This is a genomic window from Streptomyces flavotricini (assembly GCF_020639365.1).
Classification (GTDB): domain Bacteria; phylum Actinomycetota; class Actinomycetes; order Streptomycetales; family Streptomycetaceae; genus Streptomyces; species Streptomyces flavotricini.
The window spans coordinates 3,668,762-3,693,227 of sequence record NZ_JAINUL010000001.1; the positions used below are offsets into that span (position 1 = coordinate 3,668,762).

At 72.4% G+C, this 24,466-nt stretch carries 19 protein-coding genes; 10 read left to right on the top strand and 9 right to left on the bottom strand.

All coding sequences use genetic code 11. The features are described from left to right. The first annotated feature begins 24 nt into the window (after positions 1-24). Together K7B10_RS16370 and K7B10_RS16375 are read left to right on the top strand one after the other, a co-directional pair. Positions 25-210 carry a hypothetical protein gene (locus tag K7B10_RS16370; RefSeq protein ID WP_030159484.1) on the top strand — a complete coding sequence of 62 codons (186 nt, stop codon included), beginning with the start codon at positions 25-27 and terminating at the stop codon, positions 208-210. Between the two features lie 221 nt (positions 211-431). Next, on the top strand, positions 432-878 hold the full coding sequence (locus K7B10_RS16375) for a nitroreductase family deazaflavin-dependent oxidoreductase (protein WP_229336747.1): 447 nt from the start codon (positions 432-434) through the stop codon (positions 876-878). A gap of 18 nt (positions 879-896) precedes the next feature. Here K7B10_RS16375 and K7B10_RS16380 read toward each other — a convergent pair whose 3' ends face one another. Together K7B10_RS16380 and K7B10_RS16385 are read right to left on the bottom strand one after the other, a co-directional pair. After that, entirely contained in the window at positions 897-1,373 is a 477-nt protein-coding gene (locus K7B10_RS16380; RefSeq protein ID WP_229336748.1) for a macro domain-containing protein, read from the bottom strand. 86 nt (positions 1,374-1,459) lie between these two features. Next, complete coding sequence (locus K7B10_RS16385; protein ID WP_229336749.1) at positions 1,460-1,723, bottom strand: hypothetical protein; 264 nt, start codon at positions 1,721-1,723, stop codon at positions 1,460-1,462. 340 nt (positions 1,724-2,063) lie between these two features. Between K7B10_RS16385 and K7B10_RS16390 the strand changes: the two genes are divergently transcribed. Together K7B10_RS16390 and K7B10_RS16395 are read left to right on the top strand one after the other, a co-directional pair. Then, positions 2,064-3,275, top strand: coding sequence for a pyridoxal phosphate-dependent aminotransferase (locus K7B10_RS16390; RefSeq protein ID WP_229336750.1), 1,212 nt, complete (start codon positions 2,064-2,066; stop codon positions 3,273-3,275). Positions 3,276-3,365: 90 nt separating this feature from the next. Beyond that, the gene (locus tag K7B10_RS16395; RefSeq protein ID WP_229336751.1) at positions 3,366-3,779 is read left to right on the top strand and encodes an SCO4983 family protein; all 414 of its coding nucleotides are present in this window, start codon (positions 3,366-3,368) and stop codon (positions 3,777-3,779) included. A 46-nt stretch (positions 3,780-3,825) separates the two neighbouring features. On the opposite strand, the gene K7B10_RS16400 is transcribed toward K7B10_RS16395, so the two are convergent. Then, the gene (locus K7B10_RS16400; protein WP_229336752.1) at positions 3,826-4,263 is read right to left on the bottom strand and encodes a hypothetical protein; all 438 of its coding nucleotides are present in this window, start codon (positions 4,261-4,263) and stop codon (positions 3,826-3,828) included. Positions 4,264-4,406: 143 nt separating this feature from the next. On the opposite strand from K7B10_RS16400, the gene K7B10_RS16405 reads away from it, so the two are divergent. The 4 genes from K7B10_RS16405 to K7B10_RS16420 are packed head-to-tail and all read left to right on the top strand — an operon-like array spanning position 4,407 to position 8,935. Next, positions 4,407-5,495 carry a substrate-binding domain-containing protein gene (locus K7B10_RS16405; RefSeq protein WP_229336753.1) on the top strand — a complete coding sequence of 363 codons (1,089 nt, stop codon included), beginning with the start codon at positions 4,407-4,409 and terminating at the stop codon, positions 5,493-5,495. A gap of 14 nt (positions 5,496-5,509) precedes the next feature. After that, complete coding sequence (locus K7B10_RS16410; RefSeq protein ID WP_229336754.1) at positions 5,510-6,697, top strand: toxic anion resistance protein; 1,188 nt, start codon at positions 5,510-5,512, stop codon at positions 6,695-6,697. Beyond that, positions 6,694-8,328 carry a substrate-binding and vWA domain-containing protein gene (locus K7B10_RS16415; RefSeq protein ID WP_229336755.1) on the top strand — a complete coding sequence of 545 codons (1,635 nt, stop codon included), beginning with the start codon at positions 6,694-6,696 and terminating at the stop codon, positions 8,326-8,328. Before K7B10_RS16410 ends, K7B10_RS16415 begins: the two co-directional genes overlap by 4 nt. Continuing rightward, positions 8,315-8,935 (top strand): hypothetical protein, encoded by a 621-nt coding sequence (locus K7B10_RS16420; RefSeq protein WP_229336756.1) that lies wholly within the window; start codon positions 8,315-8,317, stop codon positions 8,933-8,935. The genes K7B10_RS16415 and K7B10_RS16420 overlap by 14 nt, the downstream gene beginning before the upstream one ends. 82 nt (positions 8,936-9,017) lie before the next feature. On the opposite strand, the gene K7B10_RS16425 is transcribed toward K7B10_RS16420, so the two are convergent. Further along, entirely contained in the window at positions 9,018-10,853 is a 1,836-nt protein-coding gene (locus K7B10_RS16425; RefSeq protein ID WP_229336757.1) for a phosphoenolpyruvate carboxykinase (GTP), read from the bottom strand. A gap of 210 nt (positions 10,854-11,063) precedes the next feature. Here K7B10_RS16425 and trhA point away from each other — a divergent pair, with 210 nt between their 5' ends. Then, a complete protein-coding gene (gene trhA, locus K7B10_RS16430; RefSeq protein WP_229336758.1) occupies positions 11,064-11,741 on the top strand; it encodes a PAQR family membrane homeostasis protein TrhA in 678 nt (225 codons plus the stop codon). A gap of 66 nt (positions 11,742-11,807) precedes the next feature. On the opposite strand, the gene K7B10_RS16435 is transcribed toward trhA, so the two are convergent. The 5 genes from K7B10_RS16435 to K7B10_RS16455 all read right to left on the bottom strand — a co-directional run bounded on the left by K7B10_RS16435 (position 11,808) and on the right by K7B10_RS16455 (position 20,838). Continuing rightward, positions 11,808-14,231 carry a galactose oxidase family protein gene (locus tag K7B10_RS16435; protein WP_229336759.1) on the bottom strand — a complete coding sequence of 808 codons (2,424 nt, stop codon included), beginning with the start codon at positions 14,229-14,231 and terminating at the stop codon, positions 11,808-11,810. 40 nt (positions 14,232-14,271) lie between these two features. Then, positions 14,272-15,483: a glycosyltransferase gene (locus tag K7B10_RS16440; RefSeq protein WP_229336760.1), complete on the bottom strand. Its 1,212-nt coding sequence runs from the start codon at positions 15,481-15,483 to the stop codon at positions 14,272-14,274. Between the two features lie 6 nt (positions 15,484-15,489). Beyond that, a complete protein-coding gene (locus K7B10_RS16445) occupies positions 15,490-17,196 on the bottom strand; it encodes an ArnT family glycosyltransferase (protein WP_372481422.1) in 1,707 nt (568 codons plus the stop codon). After that, complete coding sequence (locus tag K7B10_RS16450) at positions 17,193-18,476, bottom strand: glycosyltransferase (protein WP_372481423.1); 1,284 nt, start codon at positions 18,474-18,476, stop codon at positions 17,193-17,195. The genes K7B10_RS16445 and K7B10_RS16450 overlap by 4 nt, the downstream gene beginning before the upstream one ends. Before the next feature lie 298 nt (positions 18,477-18,774). Beyond that, on the bottom strand, positions 18,775-20,838 hold the full coding sequence (locus tag K7B10_RS16455) for a thioredoxin domain-containing protein (RefSeq protein WP_229336762.1): 2,064 nt from the start codon (positions 20,836-20,838) through the stop codon (positions 18,775-18,777). Positions 20,839-21,102: 264 nt separating this feature from the next. On the opposite strand from K7B10_RS16455, the gene K7B10_RS16460 reads away from it, so the two are divergent. Further along, positions 21,103-24,387: a tetratricopeptide repeat protein gene (locus K7B10_RS16460; protein WP_229336763.1), complete on the top strand. Its 3,285-nt coding sequence runs from the start codon at positions 21,103-21,105 to the stop codon at positions 24,385-24,387. Positions 24,388-24,466: the final 79 nt, after the last annotated feature.

Below are 24,466 nucleotides of genomic sequence, written 5' to 3' on the forward strand. Positions count from 1 at the left end.
GGCGCATTCCGAGGAGGTATCCCGATGGACAGTGAATCGGGCCAGCAGCCCAATCGGCCGGCCAAGCTCTTCAGCGGCGGGGAACGGCCGTACGACCCCGAGGACCTCGTGATGGTGCAAGGCATGGAGCCGACTCCGGAGCGGCTCGAGAAGGCGCGCCAGCTGATCGAGAAGGAGGGTCCGCAGGTCATCGAGCGCTACCTGCCCTAGCCGGGCGGTGGCGCCGCACGAAGCTGCTGGTGGCCCCGACCGGGGGCGGCGTTTCCCGGGCCGGGGCCGCACGTCGTCCGCCCGTCGTCCGCGTGTGGTCCGGGCGTGGTCCGTACGTGGGCCGGGCGTCACCTGGACGTGTGTCCGGCGGGTGCCGACCGCATCCGGAGACGGAGAAGGATCGTTAAGTCGCGCGGGGGCCCTGACTCGGAGGCACCGCCATGCAGACGCTCACCATCGACTGGGACCACCCCACCGACCCGCGCCAGAGCCGCGAACGGGACCACGTACGGGACTACGTGACCACCGGCGGACTCGACGGCCACCTGTGGCACGGGGTCCCCACCCTCCTGCTCACCACGCTCGACCGCGCCACGGGCCTGACCTCCCGGACCCCCCTCATCTACGTCGAGGACGGGGGCCGCCACATCGTGCTCGCGGCCCACTGGGGCGCCCCGGAGCACCCGGCCTGGTACCGGAACCTGACCGCCCACCCGGAGGTCCGCCTCCAGGTCGGTGCGGCCGTCTTCCAGGCCACGGCCCGCACGGCCCGCCCCGTGGAGCGCGAGGTGTACTGGCCGGCGATGACGGCCCTGTGGCCCCTCTTCGACGACTACCAGGTGGCGGCCTCCCCGCGCGAGATCCCCCTGGTGATCATCACCTCGTAGCCCCGGCGGCGCCCGCACTCAGGCGTGGTCGTAGACGGTCACGGCCACGCCCCGGGCGCACAGGGCCTCGGTGACCAGCGGTTCGACGCGGGACCACTTGCCTCCGGCGAGACCGCAGCCGATGCGGGGCATGTGGACCGAGGCCCCGAGCGCGAGCGCGTGCCCGCCGAGCGCCGCCAGGCAGCGCTCCAGCGCCTCGTAGCGGATGGGCGGGCCGCCACTGCCCGTGCGGATGCCCCGCTGGGCGACCATGTTGGCCACCCACGTGTCCGGCCGCACCTGGACCAGCCGCACCGCGCCGAGGCCGAAGTCGTTGCCGCTGCGCCCCCGGTGCCAGGCCCGGAAATCCTTCTCGGGCCCGGGCCAGCGCTTCGAGAGCGCCAGCACGAAGCCCTTGCCCCAGCCTCCGATGTCGTTGCAGACGTGCGCGATGATCTTCGGCCCCTTGGCCTGCGGGCCGGTCGCGTCCCCCGCGACGATCCGAAGCTGCTCCATGTGCCGCCCCTTTCCCCCGCCCACGACCCTACGGGCGGCCACCGACAACGGCGCCGGCGCCCGCCAGGGGAACCGGGGCCGGGGGGCTACAGGTATTCGCGGGCGAATTCCATCGCCCATTCCACCGCCGCGACCGGGACGCTGCCCGACAGCGGATCGATGGTCAGGCGGGCGGCCTCCCAGCCCTGGTCGTGCTCGCGGTGGATCGCGAAGTGCGCCGCTTCGACCTCCTCGGTGCCTCCACCACCTCCACCGCCCTCCCCGCCCCCGCCGCCCTCCCCGCTCCGCGGTGCGACCAGGAACTCGATCGCCCGGTCGTCGCCGTCCGTGCCCACCGTGCTGATCGCCATGCCGCCGACCATGAATTCCACCGCTCCGACCCCGCCCTCTCGCGCCCCGACCGACCGTCCGGGACAAGCCTGCGCCGCGGCCCGTGCCCGACGCATGAGTGCGCGTACTCATGCCCGTACTCGGGCCCCGTACGCACACCCCGACGTGACGAGTGCAACACCACACGTCCGGCGTCTTGTGGAGTCCACCCATTCCGCAGGCGGCAACGGCGCGGTGGCCGCCGTTTCCAAGGGCGGACCGGGCCGCCACCGTCCCATCATGCGAAACGGGACATATCAGCCCCCCATTCCTGCCGCGAATACCGCGGCGGAGCGGCCGTCCGGCCCGTAAGCTCCCGTCATGCAGGTGATCCAGTCAACGAAACTCGCCAACGTCTGCTACGAGATCCGCGGGCCCGTGCTCGAAGAGGCCATGCGGCTCGAAGCAGCAGGTCATCGCATCCTCAAGCTGAACACCGGCAACCCCGCGGCCTTCGGCTTCGAGTGCCCGCCGGAGATCCTCGAGGACATGCTCCGCAACCTGGGCAACGCCCACGGGTACGGGGACGCGAAGGGGCTGCTCTCCGCGCGCCGCGCGGTCATGCAGCACTACCAGACCAAGGGCATCGAGCTGGACGTCGAGGACATCTACCTCGGCAACGGCGTCTCCGAGCTGATCCAGATGTCGATGCAGGCGCTGCTCGACGACGGCGACGAGGTGCTGGTCCCGGCACCGGACTACCCCCTCTGGACCGCCTCCGTCAGCCTCGCCGGCGGCACCGCCGTGCACTACCGCTGCGACGAGCAGTCCGACTGGATGCCGGACCTCGCCGACATCGAGCGCAAGGTCACCGACCGCACCCGCGCGATCGTGATCATCAACCCGAACAACCCGACCGGCGCCGTCTACGACGACGAGATGCTGCGCGGGCTCACCGACATCGCCCGCCGCCACAACCTGATCGTCTGCTCCGACGAGATCTACGACCGGATCCTGTACGACGGCGCCACGCACACCAACACCGCCACCATCGCGCCCGACCTGCTGACGCTCACGTTCAACGGGCTGTCCAAGAACTACCGCGTCGCCGGCTACCGGGCCGGCTGGATGGCGGTCTGCGGCCCCAAGAAGCACGCCTCGTCGTACATCGAGGGCCTGACGATCCTGGCCAACATGCGGCTGTGCGCGAACATGCCCTCGCAGCACGCCGTCGCGACCGCGCTGGGCGGCCGGCAGTCGATCAACGACCTGGTCCTTCCGGGCGGGCGCCTGCTGGAGCAGCGCGACACGGCGTACGACCTGCTGACGCAGATCCCCGGCATCACCTGCGTGAAGCCGAAGGGCGCGCTGTACCTCTTCCCGAAGCTGGACCCGGCCGTCTACAAGATCAAGGACGACCGGCAGATGGTCCTCGACCTGCTGCGGGCCGAGAAGATCATGGTGGTGCACGGTACGGGCTTCAACTGGCCCGAGCCCGACCACTTCCGGATCGTGACGCTGCCGAACGCCAAGGACCTGGCGGACGCGGTGACCCGGATCGGGAAGTTCCTGGACGGCTACGGCCAGCCGTAGCCGGTGCGGCGGGGGCCTTTGCCGGATCCGGCACAACTTTAGAACCGATCCAATGTAGGATGGCCTCCTGACCACGCAGGAGGCCTCCTCATGTACGAGCCGATCCGCACGAAGTCGGTCGTCCAGCGTGTGGGCGGCCACCACTCCGACAGCCACGCCGGGTACCCGCACAGCAGCCGCGCCGAGGCGCTGGACATGCAGCTCGCCGGGCACCTGGCGGCGCTGCTCGCCGTCACGGACGAGCTCGGCCTCGACGGCGCCGCCGCGCGTATCGCCGCGCAGGTCGCGCGGCTGCGCGGCTCCGATCCGGCGCGGGCGGCCCGCGCCGACCTCGCGGATGCCGGCGAGCTCGGCGCCCTGCACCAGCGGGCGCACGCCCTCGCGGGGCGGGCGCTGGTCGTCGCCGCGTCGCGTGCCGACACCACTGTCGCGATCCTCGCCGCCGAGCGCATGGACGCGCATGCCGCTGCACTGGCCTCGCGGGATCTGGCCGGCAGCCTCTGATCGGCCCCGGTCCGGGGCCGCGGAGGCTCCGGACCGGGTGCCACCTTCATCCGGCGGACGGGGCTCCGGCCGGCGTGAACTCCGCCGCGGCGACCCCGCACCAAGGCGTCGTCGACACCGGCCAGATCGGGCCCAGCGCCTCCGCGCGTTCCGTCGCGGCCGGGGCCACTCCCGGGAGTTTCACCAGGGCCTGGGGCGCGCGGGCGGCGGCCGGGTCCGGGGTGGCCCTCTCGCGGAACTCGACCGTGACCACGTACGCGCCCCCGCCCTCGGGGCGGCCCGTCACCTCCACCGTCGCCACCACGCGGTGGCTGCCGGGGTCGATCCGGCAGCCCGTGACCCGTACGTCCTCCACCGCCGGGCGCGGCGGCGCCGCGCCCGGTTCGCCGCTGGCCCACACGTACAGGCCCAGCGGGGCGAACACCAGCAGGCCGGCCAGGACCGTCAGGCCGACCGCCCAGCCCTGCCACTTCAACGCGCTCACGCCCATGGGACGATCCTCCCGGCCCGCCGCCCCGCCTGCCAGCACCGGCCGATCCACACAGCATTTCGAAGTGGGACCGCCTGGACACCTGACGTTCATTCAACTTGACGCGGAATGTGGGTTTCCGCGAGCACTCTGCACCCGTGAGACGCATCCTAGGCATCGCTCTGGCGGTCCTCCTCCTCGGCGGCGTGATCGCCGTCGCGCTCGCCGGAGGAGAGGAGACCCCGCCCACGGCAACGAAGACCGTGAAGGGCGTCATCGGATCCGAGAAGTCCGAATACTTCCGGGACCCTGACGTCGTCAAAGCCCTGGCCGACAAGGGCTACACCGTGAAGACCGAAACCTCCGGCTCCTGGGCGATGGACCAACTCGCCCTCAAGGAATTCGACTTCGCCTTCCCCAGCAGCAGCGAGCCCGCCCCGGAGATCGAGGCGGCGGCCGGCGTCAAGGGCGCCCAGACCACGAAGCCGTTCTTCTCCCCGCTCGTGGTCATCGCCCGCGCCAACGCCGCGAAGGTCCTCGCCGACAACAACCTCGTCAAGGTGGAGCCCGGCAGGAAGTGGGGGACCCTCCTCATGGGCCCCTACCTCAAGGCGGCCGCCGAGGACCGCAACTGGCAGGACCTGTCCGGCTCGGCCGCCCACGCCGAACTCAACGGCAGGCTGTTCATCAAGACCACGGACCCGGCGACGTCCAATTCCGGGGCGCTGTTCCTGGCCGCCACCTCGAACGTCGCCAACGACAAGACGGTCGTCTCCGACCAGGCCGGGATCGACCGCACCGCGCCCCTGATGCAGAAGCTGATCCGCGTCCAGGGCGCCCTGGAGCCGAGCACGGACGACCCGTTCCGGGCCTTCATCTCGGGCAGCGGCGAGCCGCTCATCCTGGCGTACGAGTCCCAGGTGGCCTCCCTGCTCCAGCAGAAGCCGGAAACGGGCGCCGCCGACAACATGGTCGTCCTCTACCCGGACACCACCGTCAACTCCCCGCACACCTTCGTGCCGATCAGCGAGAACGCCAAGGAGCTCGGCTCCCTCCTCGCCAACGACCCGAAACTGCGCCAGCTGGCCGTCCGGCACGGGTTCCGGCCCCAGAACGGGGTGCCCGAGTTCACCGCGGCCACCGCCTCGCACGCCGCGTACCTCAACCCGGAGCTGACCGGCATCCGCCAGGTCAGCGCACCGACCGTCAAGATCCTGATGGCGCTCGCAGCGCGCGCCAAGGGCTAGGGGGGCCTTCGCACATGACTCTGACACCACCTGAGGAGAGCCCGCTCGTCCTCACCGCCCCCGACCCCGTCGCCCCCGTCAAGCGGGAGCGGGCCTCGGGCCTCGTACCGCTCCAGGACGGGGTCCGCGAGGAGATGACCCGCCGGGCCGGGGAGTACGTCGGCTCGCTCGCCGGGATCGACACGCGCTCCCCCGAGTTCGCGAGCCGCGTCGGGGAGATATCGGGGCTCGGCGCCGGCGACATCCGCAGCGCCGCCCAGCAGTCCAACCGGATGCTCGACCGGGCCGTGCGCTCGCTCGGCTCCGAGGGGGGCGGCGACGCCCAGTCCCGCGTCGCGGGCTCCCTGGTCGAACTGCGCCGCACCGTCCAGGACCTCGACCCGCGGGACACGCCCGCCAAGGGGGCCCGCAGGCTGCTGGCGAAGCTGCCGGGCGGCAACAGGTTCCGCGACCACGTGGCCACGTACGCCTCCTCGCAGGCCACGCTCAACGCCATCGTGGGCGGGCTGCGCAGCGGCCAGGACGAGCTGCGCCGTGACAACGCGGCCCTGCACACCGAGCGGGCCCGCCTGTGGGAGACCATGGGCAAGCTCCAGGAGTACGCGGTCCTCACCGAGGCCCTGGACACGGCCGTGGAGGAGCGGATCGCCGAAACCGGGCACACCGACCCGGCGGCGGCCGACGTGATGCGCGCCGACCTGCTCTTCCCGGTCCGGCAGAAGCACCAGGACCTGCTGACCCAGCTGGCTGTCTGCGCGCAGGGCTACCTGGCGATGGACGTGGTCAGGCGCAACAACGACGAGCTGATCAAGGGAGTCGACCGGGCCGCCACCACCACCGTGTCCGCGCTGCGGATCGCCGTGATGCTGGCTTCGGCCCTCGACAGCCAGAGCAGGGTGATCGAGCAGGTCGACGCCCTGAAGGGGACCACCGAGGAGCTGATCCGGGGCAACGCGGACATGCTGTCCCTGCAGAGCGGCGAGATCCAGCGGATCGCGGCCGACCCGGCGGTGGGCGCGGAGACCCTGCGCACGGCCTTCGCGCAGATCTACGAGACCTTGGACGCGATCGACGCGTTCAAGGCTCAGGCGACCGAGAACATGGCCGCCACCGTGGAGTCCCTGACCGGGGAGCTGCGGACCGCCTCGGCCCATCTGGCCCGTACGCGCACCTCCGGCGTGCTGGACGGCGGTCCCCGATGAGCGACGGTGGCATCCTCGGCACGCGCACCGCGCCGGTGCGCGGACGGCTGACCGCGGCGGTCGCGCTCGCCGCGACCCTGCTCGGGGCCTCGGCCTGTGACGCCGGCTCCCCGGATCCGGCGAAGCCCACGCAGTCGAAGTACCAGGAGGGCAGGCTGCGGGTGCTGGCCTCCAGCGAACTGGCCGACATGGAGCCGGTGCTGAAGGCGGCGAAGGCCGCCACCGGGGTCGGTGTCGAGCTCACCTGGTCCGGCACCCTGGACGCGGCCGAGCAGGTGGCCTCCGGGAAGGCCGACGGCAAGTACGACGCCATCTGGCTGTCCTCCAACGACTACCTGAGGCTGCGTCCCGAGGCCGCCGGGAAGCTCAGCAGCGAGACGCCGGTGATGTCCTCGCCGGTCGCGCTGGGCGTACGGGCGGACGCGCTGGCCCGGCTCGGCTGGAAGCCGGAGGAGGTGACCTGGTCGGCGGTGCACGAGGCCGTCGCCGCCGGGAAGCTGACGTACGGGATGACCGACCCGGTGCGCTCCAACTCCGGTTTCTCGGCGCTGGTCTCGGTGGCCTCCGGGCTGTCGGGCGCGCAGGCGGCGCTGACCGACGCGGACGTGAAGACGGCGCAGCCCAAGCTGAAGTCGTTCTTCGCCGGGCAGAAGCTGACCTCGGGCTCCTCGGGCTGGCTGGCCACGGCGTACGCCCAGCGCGGGGACGTGGACGCGCTGGTGAACTACGAGTCCGTGCTGCTGTCCATGAACCGCGACGCGAAGGCGGGTCTGACGGTGATCCGGCCGCGCGACGGGGTGGTCACCGCCCACTACCCGCTGACCCTGCTGACCTCGGCCCCGGCCGGGGCCCGCGAGTCGGGGCGGGCCCTGACCGACTACCTCAGCGGCGCCGAGGCCCAGAAGGCGATCACCGAGAAGACCTTCCGCCGTCCGGTCACCGCCGGGGTGCAGCCCGCCGCCGGGCTGAACGCGGACAAGCGGCGCGAGCTGCCCTTCCCGGGCACCCGCTCGGTGGCGGACGGGCTGCTGGCCTCGTACGAGAACGAGCTGCGGCGGCCCTCGCGCACGGTGTACGTGCTGGACACCTCGGGCTCGATGGAGGAACAGGACCGCATCGGGCGGCTGCGCTCGGCGCTCACCGAGCTGACGGGGACGGGTGATTCGGGAACCGGGCAGCGGTTCCGGGACCGCGAGGAGGTGACGCTCCTGCCGTTCGGCGACAAGGTGAAGGAGGTGCTGACGCACGTCGTCGAGCCGGGCAACCCGGGGCCCGCGCTGGATGCGATCCGGGGCGATGTGAAGTCGCTCCGGCCCGAGGGGGGTACGGCGGTGTACGGCAGTCTGAAGGCCGCGTACGAGCACCTGGGTCAGGGCAACGCGGACGCGTTCACCTCGATCGTGCTGATGACGGACGGGCAGAGCGGCGACAGGGCGAAGGACTTCGACTCCTTCTACGCCGGACTGCCGGACGCCCGGAAGCACACGCCCGTCTTCGCGGTTCTGTTCGGGGACTCGGACCGCAAGGAGCTCACCCACATCACCGAACTGACCGGCGGGCGGCTCTTCGACGCCACCGACGGCAACGGTTCGCTGGACGGAGCCTTCGAGGAGATCCGTGGCTACCAGTAGATCCGTCGCCAGGGCGCTGCGCTACCTGGAGTCGGGCAAGAACCTGGCGGGCAGCGCCTGCGGGGTGGTCGGGCTGGGCCTGACCGTCACCGGGGTGGCGGGCACGTACTGGCCGGTGGTCGTGGCGGGGCTGTACGGGGCGGGCGCGCTGATCGCCCCGCCGGAGCGGCCGGCGCCGCCCGAGCCGCGCGGGCCCTCGCAGCAGCTGGACGGCATACGGGAGCGGTTCGGCCGGCTGCGGGAGTACGTGGCCGAGGTGGACCTGCCGGATCCGGCCGAGGGCCGGCTCGCGGAGCTGATGGAGCTGTACGGGGCGCTGCTGGCGCCGGGGTGGGTGGCCGATGTGCTGGCCGCCGACCCGGAGTCGGTGCACGCGCTGTCGCGGGCGATCGGGCTGGACGTGCCGGAGTGCGTGGACACGTACAACCGGACGCGCTGGTGGACCCGGCTCACGCCCGGCGGGGAGTCGCCGGAACGGCACCTGGAGCGGCAGCTGTCGCTGCTGCGCGAGGAGGCGGAACGCCTGACGGCGGACCTCCGCGAAGCAGAGGCCCGCCGTCAGCAGACGCACACGACCTACCTGGAGGAGCGCGGACAACACTCCTGACAGGTACTCGGTGCTGCGGTGGGAACCGCTTGGTCGGGGGCTCCCACACTCAGGTGCCCGGAGTCCGCTCCGGGCAGGTCTTTCAGCCCAGGCGCTCGACGAGCGCGTGGTACTGGTCCCACAGCTCCTTGGGAGTGTGGTCGCCGTAGGTGTTCAGGTGCTCCGGGACCAGGGAGGCCTCGTCGCGCCAGACCTCCTTGTCGACGGTGAGCAGGAAGTCCAGGTCCGCCTCGGGGAGGTCCAGGCCGTCCAGGTCGAGGGAGTCCTTGGTCGGCAGGATGCCGATGGCGGTCTCGACTCCGGCGGCCTTGCCGTCGAGGCGCTCGACGATCCACTTCAGGACGCGGCTGTTCTCGCCGAATCCGGGCCACACGAACTTGCCCGCGTCGTTCTTGCGGAACCAGTTCACGTAGTAGATCTTCGGGAGCTTGGACTGGTCCTTGCCCTTGGCCACGTCGACCCAGTGGCCCATGTAGTCGCCCATGTTGTAGCCGCAGAACGGCAGCATGGCGAACGGGTCGCGGCGCAGCTCGCCGACCTTGCCCTCGGCGGCGGCGGTCTTCTCGGAGGCGATGTTCGAGCCGATGAAGACGCCGTGGTTCCAGTCGAAGGACTCGGTGACCAGCGGGACGGCGGAGGCGCGGCGGCCGCCGAAGAGGATCGCGGAGATCGGGACGCCCTTGGGGTCCTCCCACTCGGGGGCGATCGTCGGGCACTGGGAGGCCGGGACGGCGAAGCGGGCGTTGGGGTGGGCCGCCGGGGTCTCGGACTCCGGGGTCCAGGCGTTGCCCTTCCAGTCGATGAGGTGCGCGGGCGCCTCTTCGGTCATGCCCTCCCACCAGACGTCGGAGCCGTCCGGGGTGAGCGCGACGTTGGTGAAGACGGTGTTCGCGTACATCGTCTTCATGGCGTTGGCGTTGGTGTGCTCGCCGGTGCCGGGGGCGACGCCGAAGAAGCCGGCCTCGGGGTTGATCGCGTACAGGCGACCGTCCTCGCCGAAGCGCATCCAGGCGATGTCGTCGCCGATGGTCTCGACCGTCCAGCCGGGGATCGTGGGCTCCAGCATGGCCAGGTTCGTCTTGCCGCAGGCGCTCGGGAACGCGGCGGCGACGTACTTCGCCTCACCCTGCGGCGGGGTGAGCTTGAGGATCAGCATGTGCTCGGCGAGCCAGCCCTCGTCGCGCGCCATGACGGACGCGATGCGCAGGGCGTAGCACTTCTTGCCGAGCAGGGCGTTGCCGCCGTAGCCCGATCCGTACGACCAGATCTCGCGGGTCTCCGGGAAGTGCGAGATGTACTTGGTGGTGTTGCAGGGCCACGGCACGTCGGCCTGGCCCTCGGCGAGCGGAGCGCCGAGGGTGTGGACGGCCTTGACGAAGAACCCGTCGGTGCCGAGCTCGTCGAGGACGGGCTTGCCCATGCGGGTCATGGTGCGCATGGCGACGGCGACGTAGGCGGAGTCGGTGATCTCGACGCCGATCGCGGAGAGCTCGGAGCCGAGGGGGCCCATGCAGAAGGGGACGACGTACATCGTCCGGCCCTTCATGGAGCCGCGGAAGATGCCCTTCTCTCCCGCGAAGATCTCCTTCATCTCCGCCGGGGCCTTCCAGTGGTTGGTCGGGCCCGCGTCCTCCTCCTTCTCGGAGCAGATGAAGGTCCGGTCCTCGACGCGCGCGACGTCGGACGGGTCGGAGGCGGCGTAGTACGAGTTGGGTCGCTTGCCCTCGTCCAGCTTCTTGAACGTGCCCTTGGCGACGAGCTCCGCGCACAGGCGCTCGTACTCGGCCTCGGAGCCGTCGCACCAGACGACCCGGTCGGGCTGGGTGATCGCTGCGATCTCGTCCACCCAGGAGATCAGCTCTGCATGCCGGGTGGGGAGGGTCGAACCGGAAAGGGGAGCCGCGTTCTCGCGCGCCACGATTGCTCCTTGAAGAGGGGTTGTTTGGTGTTTGCCCCGTGGGGGCTGCGACCCGGATGCTTCGCGCTCCGCTCATCCGGTGCCGACCGCACTCATCTGATCATCCGGTGCGTGTGCGCATATGTCCAGGGGGCTTCTCACGTGAGCATCGCCACTCCCGTCAATCTTCCGTAAAGCGCACTAACGGAAACCTACGGACCCGTAGGTAGCATGGCGGCCATGACTTCTGACGCCGCCGCCGCTCCGGCCGCACCGGAGGCCAAGCCGCTGATGCGCGGCTGGCTGCACACCGGGATGTTCCCTGCCGTGGTCGTCGCGGGCCTGGTGCTGATGATCTTCACCGAGTCGACGCGGGCGCGGGTGGCGTGCGGGGTGTACATCCTCACGGCCTGCCTGCTGTTCGGCGTCAGCGCCGTGTACCACCGCGGCACATGGGGTCCGCGGGGCGAGGCCGTCCTGCGGCGTCTCGACCACGCCAATATTTTTCTGATCATCGCAGGGACCTATACCCCGCTGACGGTGCTCCTGCTCCCGCCCTCCACCGGACGGACGCTCCTGTGGGCGGTGTGGATCGCGGCCGCGGCCGGCATAGCCTTCCGCGTCTTCTGGGTCGGCGCCCCGCGCTGGCTGTACACCCCGTGCTACATAGCGATGGGCTGGGCCGCGGTCTTCTTCCTGCCCGACTTCCTGCGCACCGGCGGCATCGCCGTCCTGGTCCTGGTGATCGTCGGCGGCCTGCTCTACAGCGCGGGCGGCGTGATCTACGGGATCAAGCGCCCGAACCCCTCCCCCCGCTTCTTCGGGTTCCACGAGGTCTTCCACTCGCTGACCCTGGCCGCCTTCGTGGCCCACTACGTCGGCATCTCGCTCGCCGCGTACCAGCACTGAGCCGGGTCTCGACCCCGGCGGAGCCCCGGCGCCGAAGGGCGCCGGGGCTCCGTGCGTCACGGGCGGCTACGTGCAGGCGTAGCCGTCGCCGTCCGGGTCCAGGCGCAGCGGGTCGCTGCCGTTGACCTTCATGCGCTTCGGGTACTGGTGGGAGGCCAGCCAGTCGCAGCGGGCCTTCGTCGTCTCCTTCACCTCCGCCGGGAACTTCGTCGGCACGCACTGGCTCGCCGTGCCGTAGTGCCGGTCGCAGCCGGCGACGGCCGGGGTGACGGGCGCCGAGTCCCGCTTCCCGGGGTTCTGCCGGGGGGCCGCCTGCGGCGCGTCCGCGAAGTCGTGGACGTGCGGGGACGGGGCCTCGTCCGCGGCCGCGAGCGCCGGGGCGCCGCCCAGGTGCACCCAGGTCGCCACCGAGGGGATGCCGTTGGCGTCGACGCCGAAGAGCATGTACCAGCCGGGCGGGGCCAGGTTCGGGTTGCTGGTGACGTTGAGGTCGACGGTGGTGGTGTCGACCACCGACAACGGCAGGTCCACGTACCGCTGGTTCGGGTCCGAGGAGTGGGTGACCGCCGCCGGGCGGATCAGCTCCGCCTTGGCGATCGGCCGGTCGACGGTGATCCGCTGCGTGTCCCCGTACACCCACTGCGTGTCGATCACCGAGGTGAGCTTCGGGCGCGCTCCCTTGAACAGGTAGGGCGGGGTGTAGATCGACACGTTGTTGTTGTACGTGCCGTTGCCGGGGTTGTCGCCGACCGCCATGACCCGGCCGTCGGGCAGCAGGAAGGCGCCCGAGTGGTAGGTCCGCGGGATCGGGTCGGCCGGCAGTCCGGCCTTGTAGGTGTTGGTCACCGGGTCGAAGAACGAGGCCTCGTACACCGGGTCGGCCCGGTCGTGCAGCCCGCCGCCGGTCTCCAGCACCTTGCCGTCCGGCAGCAGTACGGCCGACACGTACATCTTGCCCTCGGCCCCGGTCTGCGCCCGCTTGACGCCGCCCACGTCGACCAGGCCCTGCGGCAGGTCGGGGCCGGCGGTGTACGCGGGGCTCGCCGCCTTCAGGTCGATCAGCTCGGTGAGCCGGTTCGCCGCCGGGTTCGACTCGTTGTTGCCGCCGCCGACCGTCAGGACCCGCTGGTCCTGGGCGGGCGGCAGCAGCACGCTCGCCGACTCGTCGCGTTCGTCCTTCTTGCGGAGCCCGGGCACGTCCGTGATCGTGTTCGCGCCGTAGTCGTAGATCGAAGCGCCGCTGCCCTGCGTGCCGTTGCCGAAGGTGTGGCTGCCGGAGTAGAAGAGCCGCCCGTCCTGCATCAGGATCATCGACGGGTACAGGCCCCAGTAGGACCAGGTCTGGTTGACCTCGTTCATGGGCAGCCACTTGTTCTGCGCCGCCGAGAACCTCTCCGCCGTGACGTTGCCCGTGGAGTCCTCCTTCAGGCCGCCGAAGGAGATCACGTCGCCGTTGCCGAGGATCGTCGCCGACGGGTACCAGTGCCCGCCGTTCAGGTCGTTGGTCTTCGTGTACGCCTCGGTCGCCGGGTCGAAGACGTAGGAGTCCTTCAGCCCCTGGTAGCCGATCTTGCCGTCGGCGGAGGGGTATCCCTTGTTCCCGCTCATCACGAGCACGCGGCCGTCCGACAGCTGCACGTGCCCCGAGCAGAACATGTCCACCGGCGTCGGGATCGTCTTGAAGGACCCGTTCGCCGGGTCGTACACGGCCGAGGTGAACGTGCCCGCGTTGAACTGCGCGATGTCGTTGCCCGAGCCCGCGATCAGCAGCACCTTGCCGTTCTTCAGAACCACGGCGTGCATCGAGCGCACCGGGTTCTTGGCCGGGATCACCTCCCACCTGCCCTTGGCGCACTCGTCGGGCGTGCCCGTGCAGCCCGGCTGCGGCGGGGCCGCGCCCACCTCCTCCAGCGCGTAGTCGTCGGTGGTGAGCGTGCCCACCCCGTAGACCGAGAGCCCCCACGTGATCTTGTCGGTGCCGGGCGGGACGGCGGGTGTACGGACCTCCGTGCGCGCCCAGCCGGCGCTGACCGGCGGATTCTGCAGGTCGGTCCAGTACTGCCAGCCCGCGGTGGCGTCGTGGCGGAACACGGTCACGGACACGTCCGGGGTGTTCGACTTGTACCAGGCGGACAGGTCGTACTGCCGGCCCGGCACGACGGTGGGCGCACAGGTGGTGTTCTCGGTGACGAGCGCCTTGCGGTCGCCGCTGAGGCGGCGGGTGAGCGAGACCCTCATGGCCTTGGTGCCGCTGTGCGCGTCGGCGACGGTGGCGAAGGTGAAGTCGTTGTCGCCCCAGCCGGACTTCTCCCAGCAGGACGGCATGTCCTCGCCGGGTGCGCCGGCGGTCTCGAAACCGGAATTGGTGAGCAGGTTGGGCGGTCCGGCCGTGGCCTGTTGCGGTGCGGTGAGCAGCAGGCCCGCGGTCATCGCCCCGACGGCGGCCAGGGCGGCGCGCCGCCCGGCCTTCCGCCGGATGTTCGCTGGCATGGACGGTTCCCTTCTGTTCTGTGCGGCGGCTCTGTACGGCTCAGCTCCTGGTGGTGCGTCCCGTACGCGCGGTACGGGTCCCCCGCGGCAGGTAGACGAGGGCCTCGGTGGCGGCGAACCGCAGGACGAAGGTGGTGACCAGGGCCAGCGCGGTGGCGGGCAGCACCTCCATGCCGAGGCGGGCGACGAACAGGGCGATCAGCGGGATCCGCAGCAGGAGATCGGCGTTGGCCAGCAGGGCGAAGCGGCCGACCCGGTCCGCCCAGTGCCGGTGCCGGCGCCGGTCGCGGAAGAGCAGGGTCTCGATGAGGACGAAGTTCCAGAGCACCCCGGCCTGGTTGGCGGCGATCTCGGCCGGCAGGTAGTGCACCCCGGCGTGCGTGAGCAGCCACAGCGCGAACAGGTTCGGGACGAAGCCGGAGAGCCCGATCAGCCCGAATCCGATCATCCGGGCCAGCGGGGTCGCGGAACGCAGCGCGGCGAGGTGGGCGAGGAACCGCAGCCCCTCGCGGGCCCCGGACTTGGACTCGCCCGAGTAGCGGTCCTGGAAGACGAACGGCACCTCGGCGACCTTGGCGGGCCGGCAGCGCACCGCCAGCTCCAGCAGGATCTTGTAGCCGAGCGGTTTGAGGGCGTCCGCGGTGGCCGCCGGGCGGCGCAGGGCGAAGAAGCCGCTCATCGGGTCGCTGATCCCGCGCAGGGCGCGCGGGAAGAGCCCCTTGGCGAGCCAGGTCGCGCCGCGCGAGACGGCGATGCGGTGGCTCCCGGCGAGTCCGGCCCGGCTGCCGCCGGGGATGTAGCGGGAGGCGACGACGAGGTCGGCTCCGGTGCGCTCGCCCTCGCCGACGAGCTCGGGCACCAGGTGGGGAGGGTGCTGGAGGTCGGCGTCCATGACGACGATCCAGTCCGTGCCGGCAAGTTTCAGGCCTTCGACGACGGCGCCGCCGAGGCCCCCGACCGCCCGCTCGCGGTGCAGGACGCAGACCCGGAAGGGCAGGTCGAGGGCGGCCTTCTCGATGACGGCGGGGGTGTCGTCCGTGGAGTCGTCCACGAACAGCACCTCGCAGGGCAGGCGGGCGGGGAGGGAGCCGGCGAGCCGGCTCAGCAACTCGGCTATGTTCCCGGCCTCGTTGAAGGTCGGGATGATGAGGGTGACGCTGCCCGGCGCCGCCTCCCCGCCCCCGCCCCCTTCGCCCGGAATAGAAGCTTCCGGATTACTCGGGGCGTGCGGGGTCCACAGGTCCTCGCTCATGGCGGATCAGCTCCCGTCGGCTCGGTCGGTCCTGCGGATCTCGATGCGGTCCTCGCCGGAGCCGAAGACGGCCACCGGGCTCGAATGCTCCAGCGCGGCCTTCACGTTGGGCAGGTCCACCGCGTCCCGGCGGACGGTGGGCGAGGAGACCACGTAGTCGATGTCGCGCCAGCCGCGCGGCAGGGTCCTGGTGACGGCGGGGTCGAGGTCGGCCTTGTAGAACCAGATGGCGCCGAGTCCGGGCTCGAAGCCGTGGTGGACGGCGTCCAGCCAGAGCGCGTCGTCGACCAGGACCCGGGTGCGCCCGGGGTCGGGGACCTCCCGGCCGAGCCAGGCGGCGGCCGCCCGGTACGGGGCGTTCGCGTCGGCCGTGAGCGCGGTGCGGTCGCCCTCGTACCAGCGCGGCAGGACGTACGCCGCGGCGGCCGCGGCGAGTACGCCGATCAGCGCCCGGCGCCCGTACGTCAGGGACCGGCGCTCCCCCGGCGTACGGCGGCGGCGCAGCACGGCGTGCGTGACGCTGGCCGCGCCCCCGGCGAGGACCAGCGCGAGGAACGGCAGCGCCTGGATCACGTACATCGCGGGCAGATATCCGGAGGGCCGCATCGCGACGGCCGCCAGGATCACGGCGGCGAGCGCCGGGCCGGCGAGCGCGCGGGCGGTGACCGACCACCTGAGGGTGGCGAGCAGCAGGAGCGCTCCGGCCAGCCCGCCGAGCGGCAGGACGGTGTCGTAGTACAGCCAGGACCGCAGCACGCCGTTCGAACCGGAGCCGCGGGCGAGGATGAAGCCCGAGCCCGGGCGGCTCATCTGGTAGGTGATGCCGTCGATCAGCGAGACGTGCCCGGCTCCGGGCAGCAGCTCGCTGTTGAGCAGCGCGTACAAGGGGTACGAGAGCCCGATCAGCGCGCAGGCGGTGATGGCGCCGGTGACGGCGAACTTGCGGGTGTCGCGGTGGCTGTGGCGCCACATGGTCACCAGCAACGCCGGGAGCACCACCAGCATCGTCTCCTTGGTCAGGACGGCGGTGGCGGCCGCGAGCCCCGATCCGAAGTGGTGCCACAGGTGGCGGCTGGGGGACGCGGCCAGACAGAAGGCCAGCAGCATCCACATCACGGCGAGGTTGTCGAGGAAGATCTCCCGCTGGAGCACGACGGAGAGCGGGGAGAGTCCGAAGAGGGCCATCGCGAGGCCCGCGGCCCAGCGCGGCAGCCAGAGCCGGCGGGCGAGTACGTAGATCAGCACCGAGCTCGCGGCGGAGACGGCGATCATCGAGAAGCGCATCGGCGCGACGGTCATCCAGTCGGGCACGAGCAGCGAGGGCAGGTAGGTCAGGCCGGCCACCTGTATCCAGCCGAGCGGCGGATGGTCGTACCAGTACGTGTAGTGCGCGAGGCCGTCGCCCTGCTGGACGGCCCACGCCTGGGCGAGGTACGTGCCCTCGTCGTCGCTCAGGGTCGGGAAGTGCGTGATGTTCCAGCCCTGGACGAGGACGATCGCGAGCAGGACGGCCCCGCAGAGCAGCAGGTCGGGGCGGGAGGAGCGGAAGCGGACGAGGGGGTGGGCCGGGGCGGGCGGCCGGACCCCGAGTCCGCCGTGACGTGTCCGCTGCTGCGGGACCAAAGGTGGGTGGGCGGTGGCGCCGGCAGTGGCGGTGGCATCGGCGGCGGCGCCGGACCGGGGATCAGTGGCCGTGGGCAGGGTGGCGGTCACTGGTTGCCGTCCTCTCGGATCGCGGTGGACGCGCCGGCGGCACCCGCCCCGGCGGTGGCGCTGATCGGAGCGAGGTGGGCGCCGGTGTGGCTGGTCAGCTCCCACTCGTTGCGGCCGCGCTGCTCGCGCCAGACCGCCCGGATCGCGGCGCCCGCCAGCATCACCTGGTAGAACGGGCCGCCGACGATGAGCTTGAGGTAGTGCACGAAGCGGACGCGCAGCCCGTACTGGCGGCCGAAGTCGTGCAGGCCGACGATCTCGAACACGAACGTCACCATCGCCGTGATCATGGGGAGGAAGGTGATGATCGCGATGCCGACGGGCACGTCGAGCAGGACGGCCACGGCGAAGTTGAGCGGGATGATCACCCCGGAGGCGGCCTGCATGAACGGGGTCATCAGCGTGTAGCGGGCCAGCCAGCGCTGACCGCGGCCGGGCAGCTGCCGCCAGTCCTTCTTCCGGTAGACCTGCAGGAAGCCCTGGTTCCAGCGGGTGCGCTGCTTGAGCAGGCTCATCAGCGAGCCGGGCGTCTCCTCGCGGGTGACCATGTCGCTGTCGTACGCGACGACCACCTTCTTGCCGACCGAGGAGAGGCGTACGCCCAGGTCGCAGTCCTCGGCCAGGCAGTTCTGGTCCCAGCCGCCGGCCTCCCGGAGCACCTCGGTGCGCACGAAGACGGTGTTGCCGCCGAGGGGGATGAACCCCTTCTCGGCGTGCAGGTGCAGCCGGGAACGGAACCAGAAGAAGTACTCCAGGCAGTTGCGCAGGCTGTACCAGGAGGAGTGGAAGTTGATGAGCTGGACCCCGCCCTGGACCACGTCGGCCGCGGTGGAGCGGAAGGCGTGGTCGACGTGGGCGAGGAGCTCGGGGTGGACCTGGTCCTCGGCGTCGAAGACCCCGACGATGTCGCCCCGGCAGTGCGGGAGGGCGGTGTTGAGGGCCTTCGGCTTGTTCTTGGCCTCGTGGTGGTCGACGACGACCCGTACGCGCTCGGGCGCCCGCGCGGCGGCGGCTTCGGCGACGGCGGAGGTCTCCGGGTCGTCGTGGCCGACGATGACGATGATCTCGTAGTCGCCGTGGCTCGATTCGAGCAGCCGCTCGATCGTGTGGCGCAGGACCGCCTGCTCGTGCCGGGCCGGCAGGAGCAGCGAGAAGGCCAGCCGGCCCTCCCCGTCGGGGCGGTCGAAGCGGGTGGAGGCGAGCGTCTCGGGCGTGCGCCACGCGTGCATCTGCCACCACAGCGTGAAGGCGGCCATCCAGAAGAGCGCGAACGAGATCATGGATATGGCGACAGATGTGTACAAAGCGTCCCCCACAGACATGCCGCGACACCAGGCGGCGATCGTCAATCCCCCCAGGGGATCAGGACGGGCCCCCCGGCCCGCCTGCCCCCGCTTCCCCCGGCTCCCCCTGCTTCCCCCTCGGGCACACCCCCCGGTGTGCCCGCTCGGCGGCTCCCCAGCGACGGCCGCAGACATGAGAGTAGGCAGCGAAAATGAAACCCAGGAGCCGAGGGGATAAAAACCAGGTTTCCGAAATGCGGGACGAGCAACCGGAATTGACGGTACTCCGGAAGATTCAGGGATGAACCGCACCCAATTGATCGGCGAGCTCGACCGGGTCTGTCGTAGGCCGCGCGCAGACGAAATGTCGACACACATACGCCGTCGGAAGGTCGTGCACGAGCGTGCGCTCGGCCAGGAGGGGGAATTCGCCCCCGCTGCCGTCGGCCGCCCGCGGCAGCCCGACCGCCACGACGGCCCCGGGAGCCGTCCCCAGCAACGCCGTCCGGTGCAGCCGGGCCAGCGCAGGATCCTCCGGATGCCCCACCACGGCCACCTCGCGCGGGCCGTCGAGCAGCGCCTCGGCGACGGCGAGCCCGTGCCCGATGAAGCGCGGGACGCGCGGACCCAGCGCGTGCACGACCCCGAGTGCCCGCTCGGCGGCCGTACGGTGCGCCCCGGAGCCGGTGTGGGCGGCGTACGAGAGGAGCGCGCCGGCCGCGGCCGTCCAGCCGGAGGGGGCCGCGGTGTCGGTCGGGTCCTGGGGGCGGCGGATGAGCCGCTCGGCGTCGTGCGCGGTGTCGTAGAGGGAACCGTCCTCGGCGGTGAACCGGTCCAGGACGAGGTCGACGAGGAACCCGGCGAACTCCAGCCAGACGCCCTCGCCGGTCACGGCCGCCAGCGCGAGGAAGCCCTCGGCGACGTCGCCGTAGTCCTCCAGGACTCCGGCGTTGGCGCCGACGCGCCCGTCCTTGCTGGTCCGGGCCAGCCGTGCCCGCCCGGCGGCCGCGTCGAAGTGGACCCGGACGAGGAGGTCCGCGGCCTCGGTCGCCCGCTCGACCAGGTCCGGCCGGTCGAAGTACGCCCCGCACTCGGCCAGCGCGGCGATCGCCAGGCCGTTCCAGGCGGCGACGATCTTGTCGTCCCGGCCGGGAGCGGGCCGCTCGGCGCGCGCCGCGAGCAGCCGCTCCCGGATGCCGGCGACGGTCCCGGCGTCCAGGACGGGACCGTCCTGCGGCAGCTGCAGCACGGACTTCCCGTGCTCGAAGGTGCCCTCGACCGTCACCCCGAAGTACGCCGCGGCCAGGGCCGCGTCGTCCGCGCCGAGCACCTCGGTCAGCTGGGCGGGGGTCCAGGCGTAGTACGCCCCCTCCACGTGCTCGCCGGTCTGCGGGTCCTCGCTGTCGGCGTCGAGCGCGGAGGCGAAGCCGCCCTCGGCGGTGCGCAGCTCGCGCACCATGAAGTCGGCGGTCTCCAGGGCGACGCGCCGCGCGAGATCGGAACCCGTCGCCCGCCACAGGTGCGCGTACACCCGGCACAGCAACGCGTTGTCGTACAGCATCTTCTCGAAGTGGGGCACGACCCACTCCCGGTCCACGGAGTACCGGGCGAACCCGCCCCCGAGCTGGTCGTAGATCCCGCCGCGGGCCATCGCCTCGCAGGTGTCTGCGGCCATCTGCAGGGCCCCCTCGCCCCCGGTGCGCGCATGGTGGCGCAGCAGGAACTCCAGCACCATGGAGGGCGGGAACTTCGGCGCCCCGCCGAAGCCGCCGCGGGCGGGGTCGTAGTCCCGCGTCAGCCCGAGCAGCGCCTGCGCGAGCTCCTCGGGGCCGGGCGTACCGGCCTTGCCGTAGTCCAACTGCCGTCCGGCGAGGTCCCGTACGATCCGCTGCGCGACCTCGGCGACCTCCTCGCGCCGCCCCGTCCACGCGGTCCGCACGCCTTCGAGGACCTCCATGAAGGAGGGCATCCCGTGCCGGGGCTCGGGCGGGAAGTAGGTCCCGAAGTAGAAGGGCTCGGCCTCGGGGGTGAGGAAGACGGTCATGGGCCAGCCGCCCTGTCCGGTGGCGGCCTGCACGGCCTCCATGTAGACGGCGTCGACGTCGGGCCGCTCCTCGCGGTCCACCTTGATGTTGACGAAGTGCTCGTTCATGTAGGCGGCGGCCAGCTCGTCCTCGAAGGACTCGTGCGCCATGACGTGGCACCAGTGGCAACTGCTGTATCCGACGCTGAGCACGACGGGCACCCCCCGCTCCCGCGCCTCCGCGAACGCCTCCGGCGACCAGGGCCACCAGTCGACGGGATTGTCCGCATGCTGCAGCAAATACGGCGAGGTCTCATGAGCGAGGCGGTTCGGCATGGCCCCATCCTCGCGCACCGGGCGGGGCGTCGCGGGGAGCGGAAGACGGCGTGCCACCCCCCGTCGGCCGCGGCCCCGGCCCGCAGGTCGGGCCGCGCGGCCTCGACCGGAGGTCGCGTGCGCGCGGCGGAACGTACATATATGCGCGTGAGCGGGGGGAGTTGGGGCAACTCCCTCTGATCTAGCTCAGATTCCCTCGCGCTCGCGGCAGTCCCGGCGGACACTTGGGGCCACGTTGCCGGAGCTCTCTTGAGGGGGATGCCGATGCGGGACAGCCATCGCGGCGAGGCCGAGCGACTGTTGGAGCGGGCCGTCGACGAGGAGGCCCGGCGGGGGGCCCGTGCGGCGGTCGACAAGGCGGCGCTGATGGCGCGCGGCCTGGAGGCGCTGGACGCGCTCGCGGCGAGCGCGGCCGAGGAGTACGAGGCGTACGTACGGGCCCTGGACGAGGCGGGGGCCGGGGACGAGTCCCTCGGCGAGGCCTTCCGGCGCGGCAACACCTCAACGGCGCTGCTCGTGACGGCGGTTGCGGCGGCCGCTGGCGTCGGGGCGGATCTGTCGCTCGGCGTGGGGGCGGGCACGGCGCTGGCCGCCGGGGCCGTCACCGGCATCGCCGGGGCGGTGGCCACGGTCGCCAAGGTGACCGCCCTGCACCTGCCCGCCGCGAACCGCCGGGCCGGGGTGCGCGGGCGGCCCGGCGGGCCGGAGCAGCTGCGGCTGCAGTGGCTGACGGCGCTGGAGGTGCGCGGGATACGCCCGTTCCTGGAACAGCAGCGCGCGGTGGCCGCCGCGGCGCGGGCGCCCCGGCAGACCTCCCGGGCCACCGCTCCCCAGCTGCGCGGGACCGACCGCAGCGCGGAGGCCCGGCGGCGCAGCGTACTGGAGCAGTCCTTCGGCCAACTCCCTCAAGCAGCGGCCTCGTTCGCGGGCCGGCGGGCGGAGCTGACCCGGATCGCGCAGTGGGTGCAGGCGGCCCGGGCCAGTACGGAGACCCGCCCGGTGGTCGTCGTGCTGCACGGCGAGCCGGGCGTGGGGCGTACGGCGCTGGCGCTGCGGGCGGCGGACGCCCTGCGCGACCAGTTCCGCGGGGCGTGCGTGGTGGACCTGCGGGGCGGCTCGCTCAGCGGGGAGGCGCCGCTGCCGATCCGGGAGGCGCTGCTGCACCTGCTGAACCGGCTCGGCGCCCCGCGCGAGCAGCTGCTGTTCCGCGAGGGGTCCTCGGCGGAGCAGCAGGTGCGGCGCCTGGGCGAGCTGTACCACCAGCACCTCCAGGGGCTGCCGGTCACGGTGCTGCTGGACGACGCGGTGGACGCGGAGCAGGTACGGATGCTGGTGCCGGAGCGGTCGGAGAGCCTGGTGCTGGTCACGGCCCGGGAGCCGCTGGAGCTGCCCGGCCTGTCGGCCTGGGTGCACCAGCTCCCGGTGGAGCGGCTGGCGGAGGCGGAGAGCGCGGAGCTGGTGCGCTCGGGGGCCGGGGCGGCCGGATCGGCCCCGTACGAGAAGGACGGGCAGGACGGGACGGGCGGAGAGGGCGGAGAGGCGGCTCTGCGGGGGCTGCTCGCCCTCGGCTCCGGGCTCCCGCTGGCCCTGCGCGTACTGGCGCCCCTGGCTCCGCTCGGTGCGACCGGAGCGCAGGCCCCGGGTGGCCCCGACGCGCTGGACGGCGCCCTCGCGCTGGCCTACGCGCGGCTGCCGGAGGAGCGGCGGCGGCTGCTGCGGCGGCTCACGCTCGCCGGGCGGGCGTCGCTCGGGCCGTCGGCCGCGGCGGCACTGATCGACGCGGACCGGGCGGCGGCGGGCCCGCTGCTGCGCGACCTGGCGCGGGCGGGCCTGCTGGACCACGTACGCGGCGAGCGGTACCGGATGCACGACGCGGTGCGCTCGTACGCGGCGGCGCGGCTCGCGCAGGACGAGGACCGGGCCGAGTCCTCGGCGGCGCACGGCCGGCTGATCCGCAACTACGCACAGCTCGCAGACTCGGTGATCCGGATGGTCGACGGGAAGATGTCGACCCGTGCGAACGCGCCTTCGAAGACGAGCACGGTCGGGGGGCACGGCTTCGCCTCGCTCGACGCGGCGCTGCGCTGGCTGGACGAGGAGTCGAGCTTCATCACGGCCACGCTGCGGCACTCGGAGGACGTGGACCAGCAGGCAGTGCTGGACCTGCTCGGCGCGCTCTGCGACTTCTGCCTGCTGCGCGGGGACCTGTACCGGCTCGGCGAGATCAACGAGCTCACGCTGGCGGTGGAGGCCGCGCGCCGGGGCGAGCCCGGCCAGGGCCGCCTGGTCCGCTCCGTGCAGTGGCGTACGGGCATCGCCGCCCGCCAGCTCGGCGAGCTGGACAAGGCCCGCACCACGCTGACCTCGGTGGTCGACCAGTACCGGGAGGCCCACCAGGACGCCGGCGCGGGCATGGCCCTCATCTCGCTCGGCATCACCCTGCACCACCAGGGCCAGCTCCCGGAGGCCGCCGCCCGCATCCGCGAGGCGCTGGTGCTCCAGGAGCCGGAGGAGCTGGCCGGCGACCGCGCGTGGGCCCTGCACGCCCTCGCGGCGGTGGAGCGGGACCGGGCGCACCTGGCGGAGGCCGTGCAGCTGCTGGAGCGGTCCCTGGCCCTGCACCTGGAGAGCGAGAGCGTGCACGGCGAGGCGTGGGCGCACTTCCAGCTGGGGCAGGTGTACCTGCGCCTCGGCGACGTCCCGGGGGCGGAGGCGGAGCTCAAACTGGCCCTCGACCTGTACGGGCGCACCCGCGACGAGCGCGGCCAGGCCTGGGCGCTGACCCAGCTGGGCCGCGCCCGGGTCGTCGACGGGGACCCGGGGCCCGCGGTGGAGCGGCTGCGGGAGGCGCTGGCCCGGCACCGGGAGCAGGAGGACGCGCGCGGCGAGGCCTGGTCGCTGTACTACCTCGGGCAGGCGCTGGAGGAGGGCGGCGAGCGTGATCAGGCGGTGCGGGAGCTGGAGCGGGCCCGCACGATGTTCTCGCGGATGCGGGACGTGTACGGGCTGGCGCACGCCCGGCACCACTCGGGCCGGGTCACCCGCGACCAGCGGGCGGCGCAGACGGGGAACCTGCGCAACTCCGGGTTCGCCCGGCAGCTGCTGATGGACGCCCGGGCGGACTTCCGGCGGATCGGGCTGGCGCACGGGGAGGCGTGGACCTGCCTGGAGCTCGCGGTGATCGACGCGGGCAACGGCCGGGTGTCACAGGCGCTGGGCCTGTGCGAGGAGGCGGCCCGGCTGTTCATCTCGTACGGGGACCGGCGCGGGGAGGACTGGGCGCGCTTCCTGCGCTGCACGCTGCTGCCGTACGCGCTCCCGGGCGCGGGCGCGGACGAGGCCCGGGCGGATCTGGCCCGGCTGGCCGCGGCGCCTCACGCGATGCGGGACGGGCGGCTGGAGGACGGCCTGGACGCCTACGCGGTGGTGCTGGGGCGCGGGGTGGACCCGGCGGAGGGCTGGCAGGCGTGGCGGCTCGGACTGGTCCCGAACCTGCGCTCGCGGGAGATCATGGGCGTCCCGATGCCGCCCGCCCCGCCGGTGCGCTGACGCAGTGGGCCGGCCGTGCGGCTGCGCGGGCCGAAGGCGGCCGGCGGCCGTACGGACCCGCCCGCCGCGGATCGGCCCG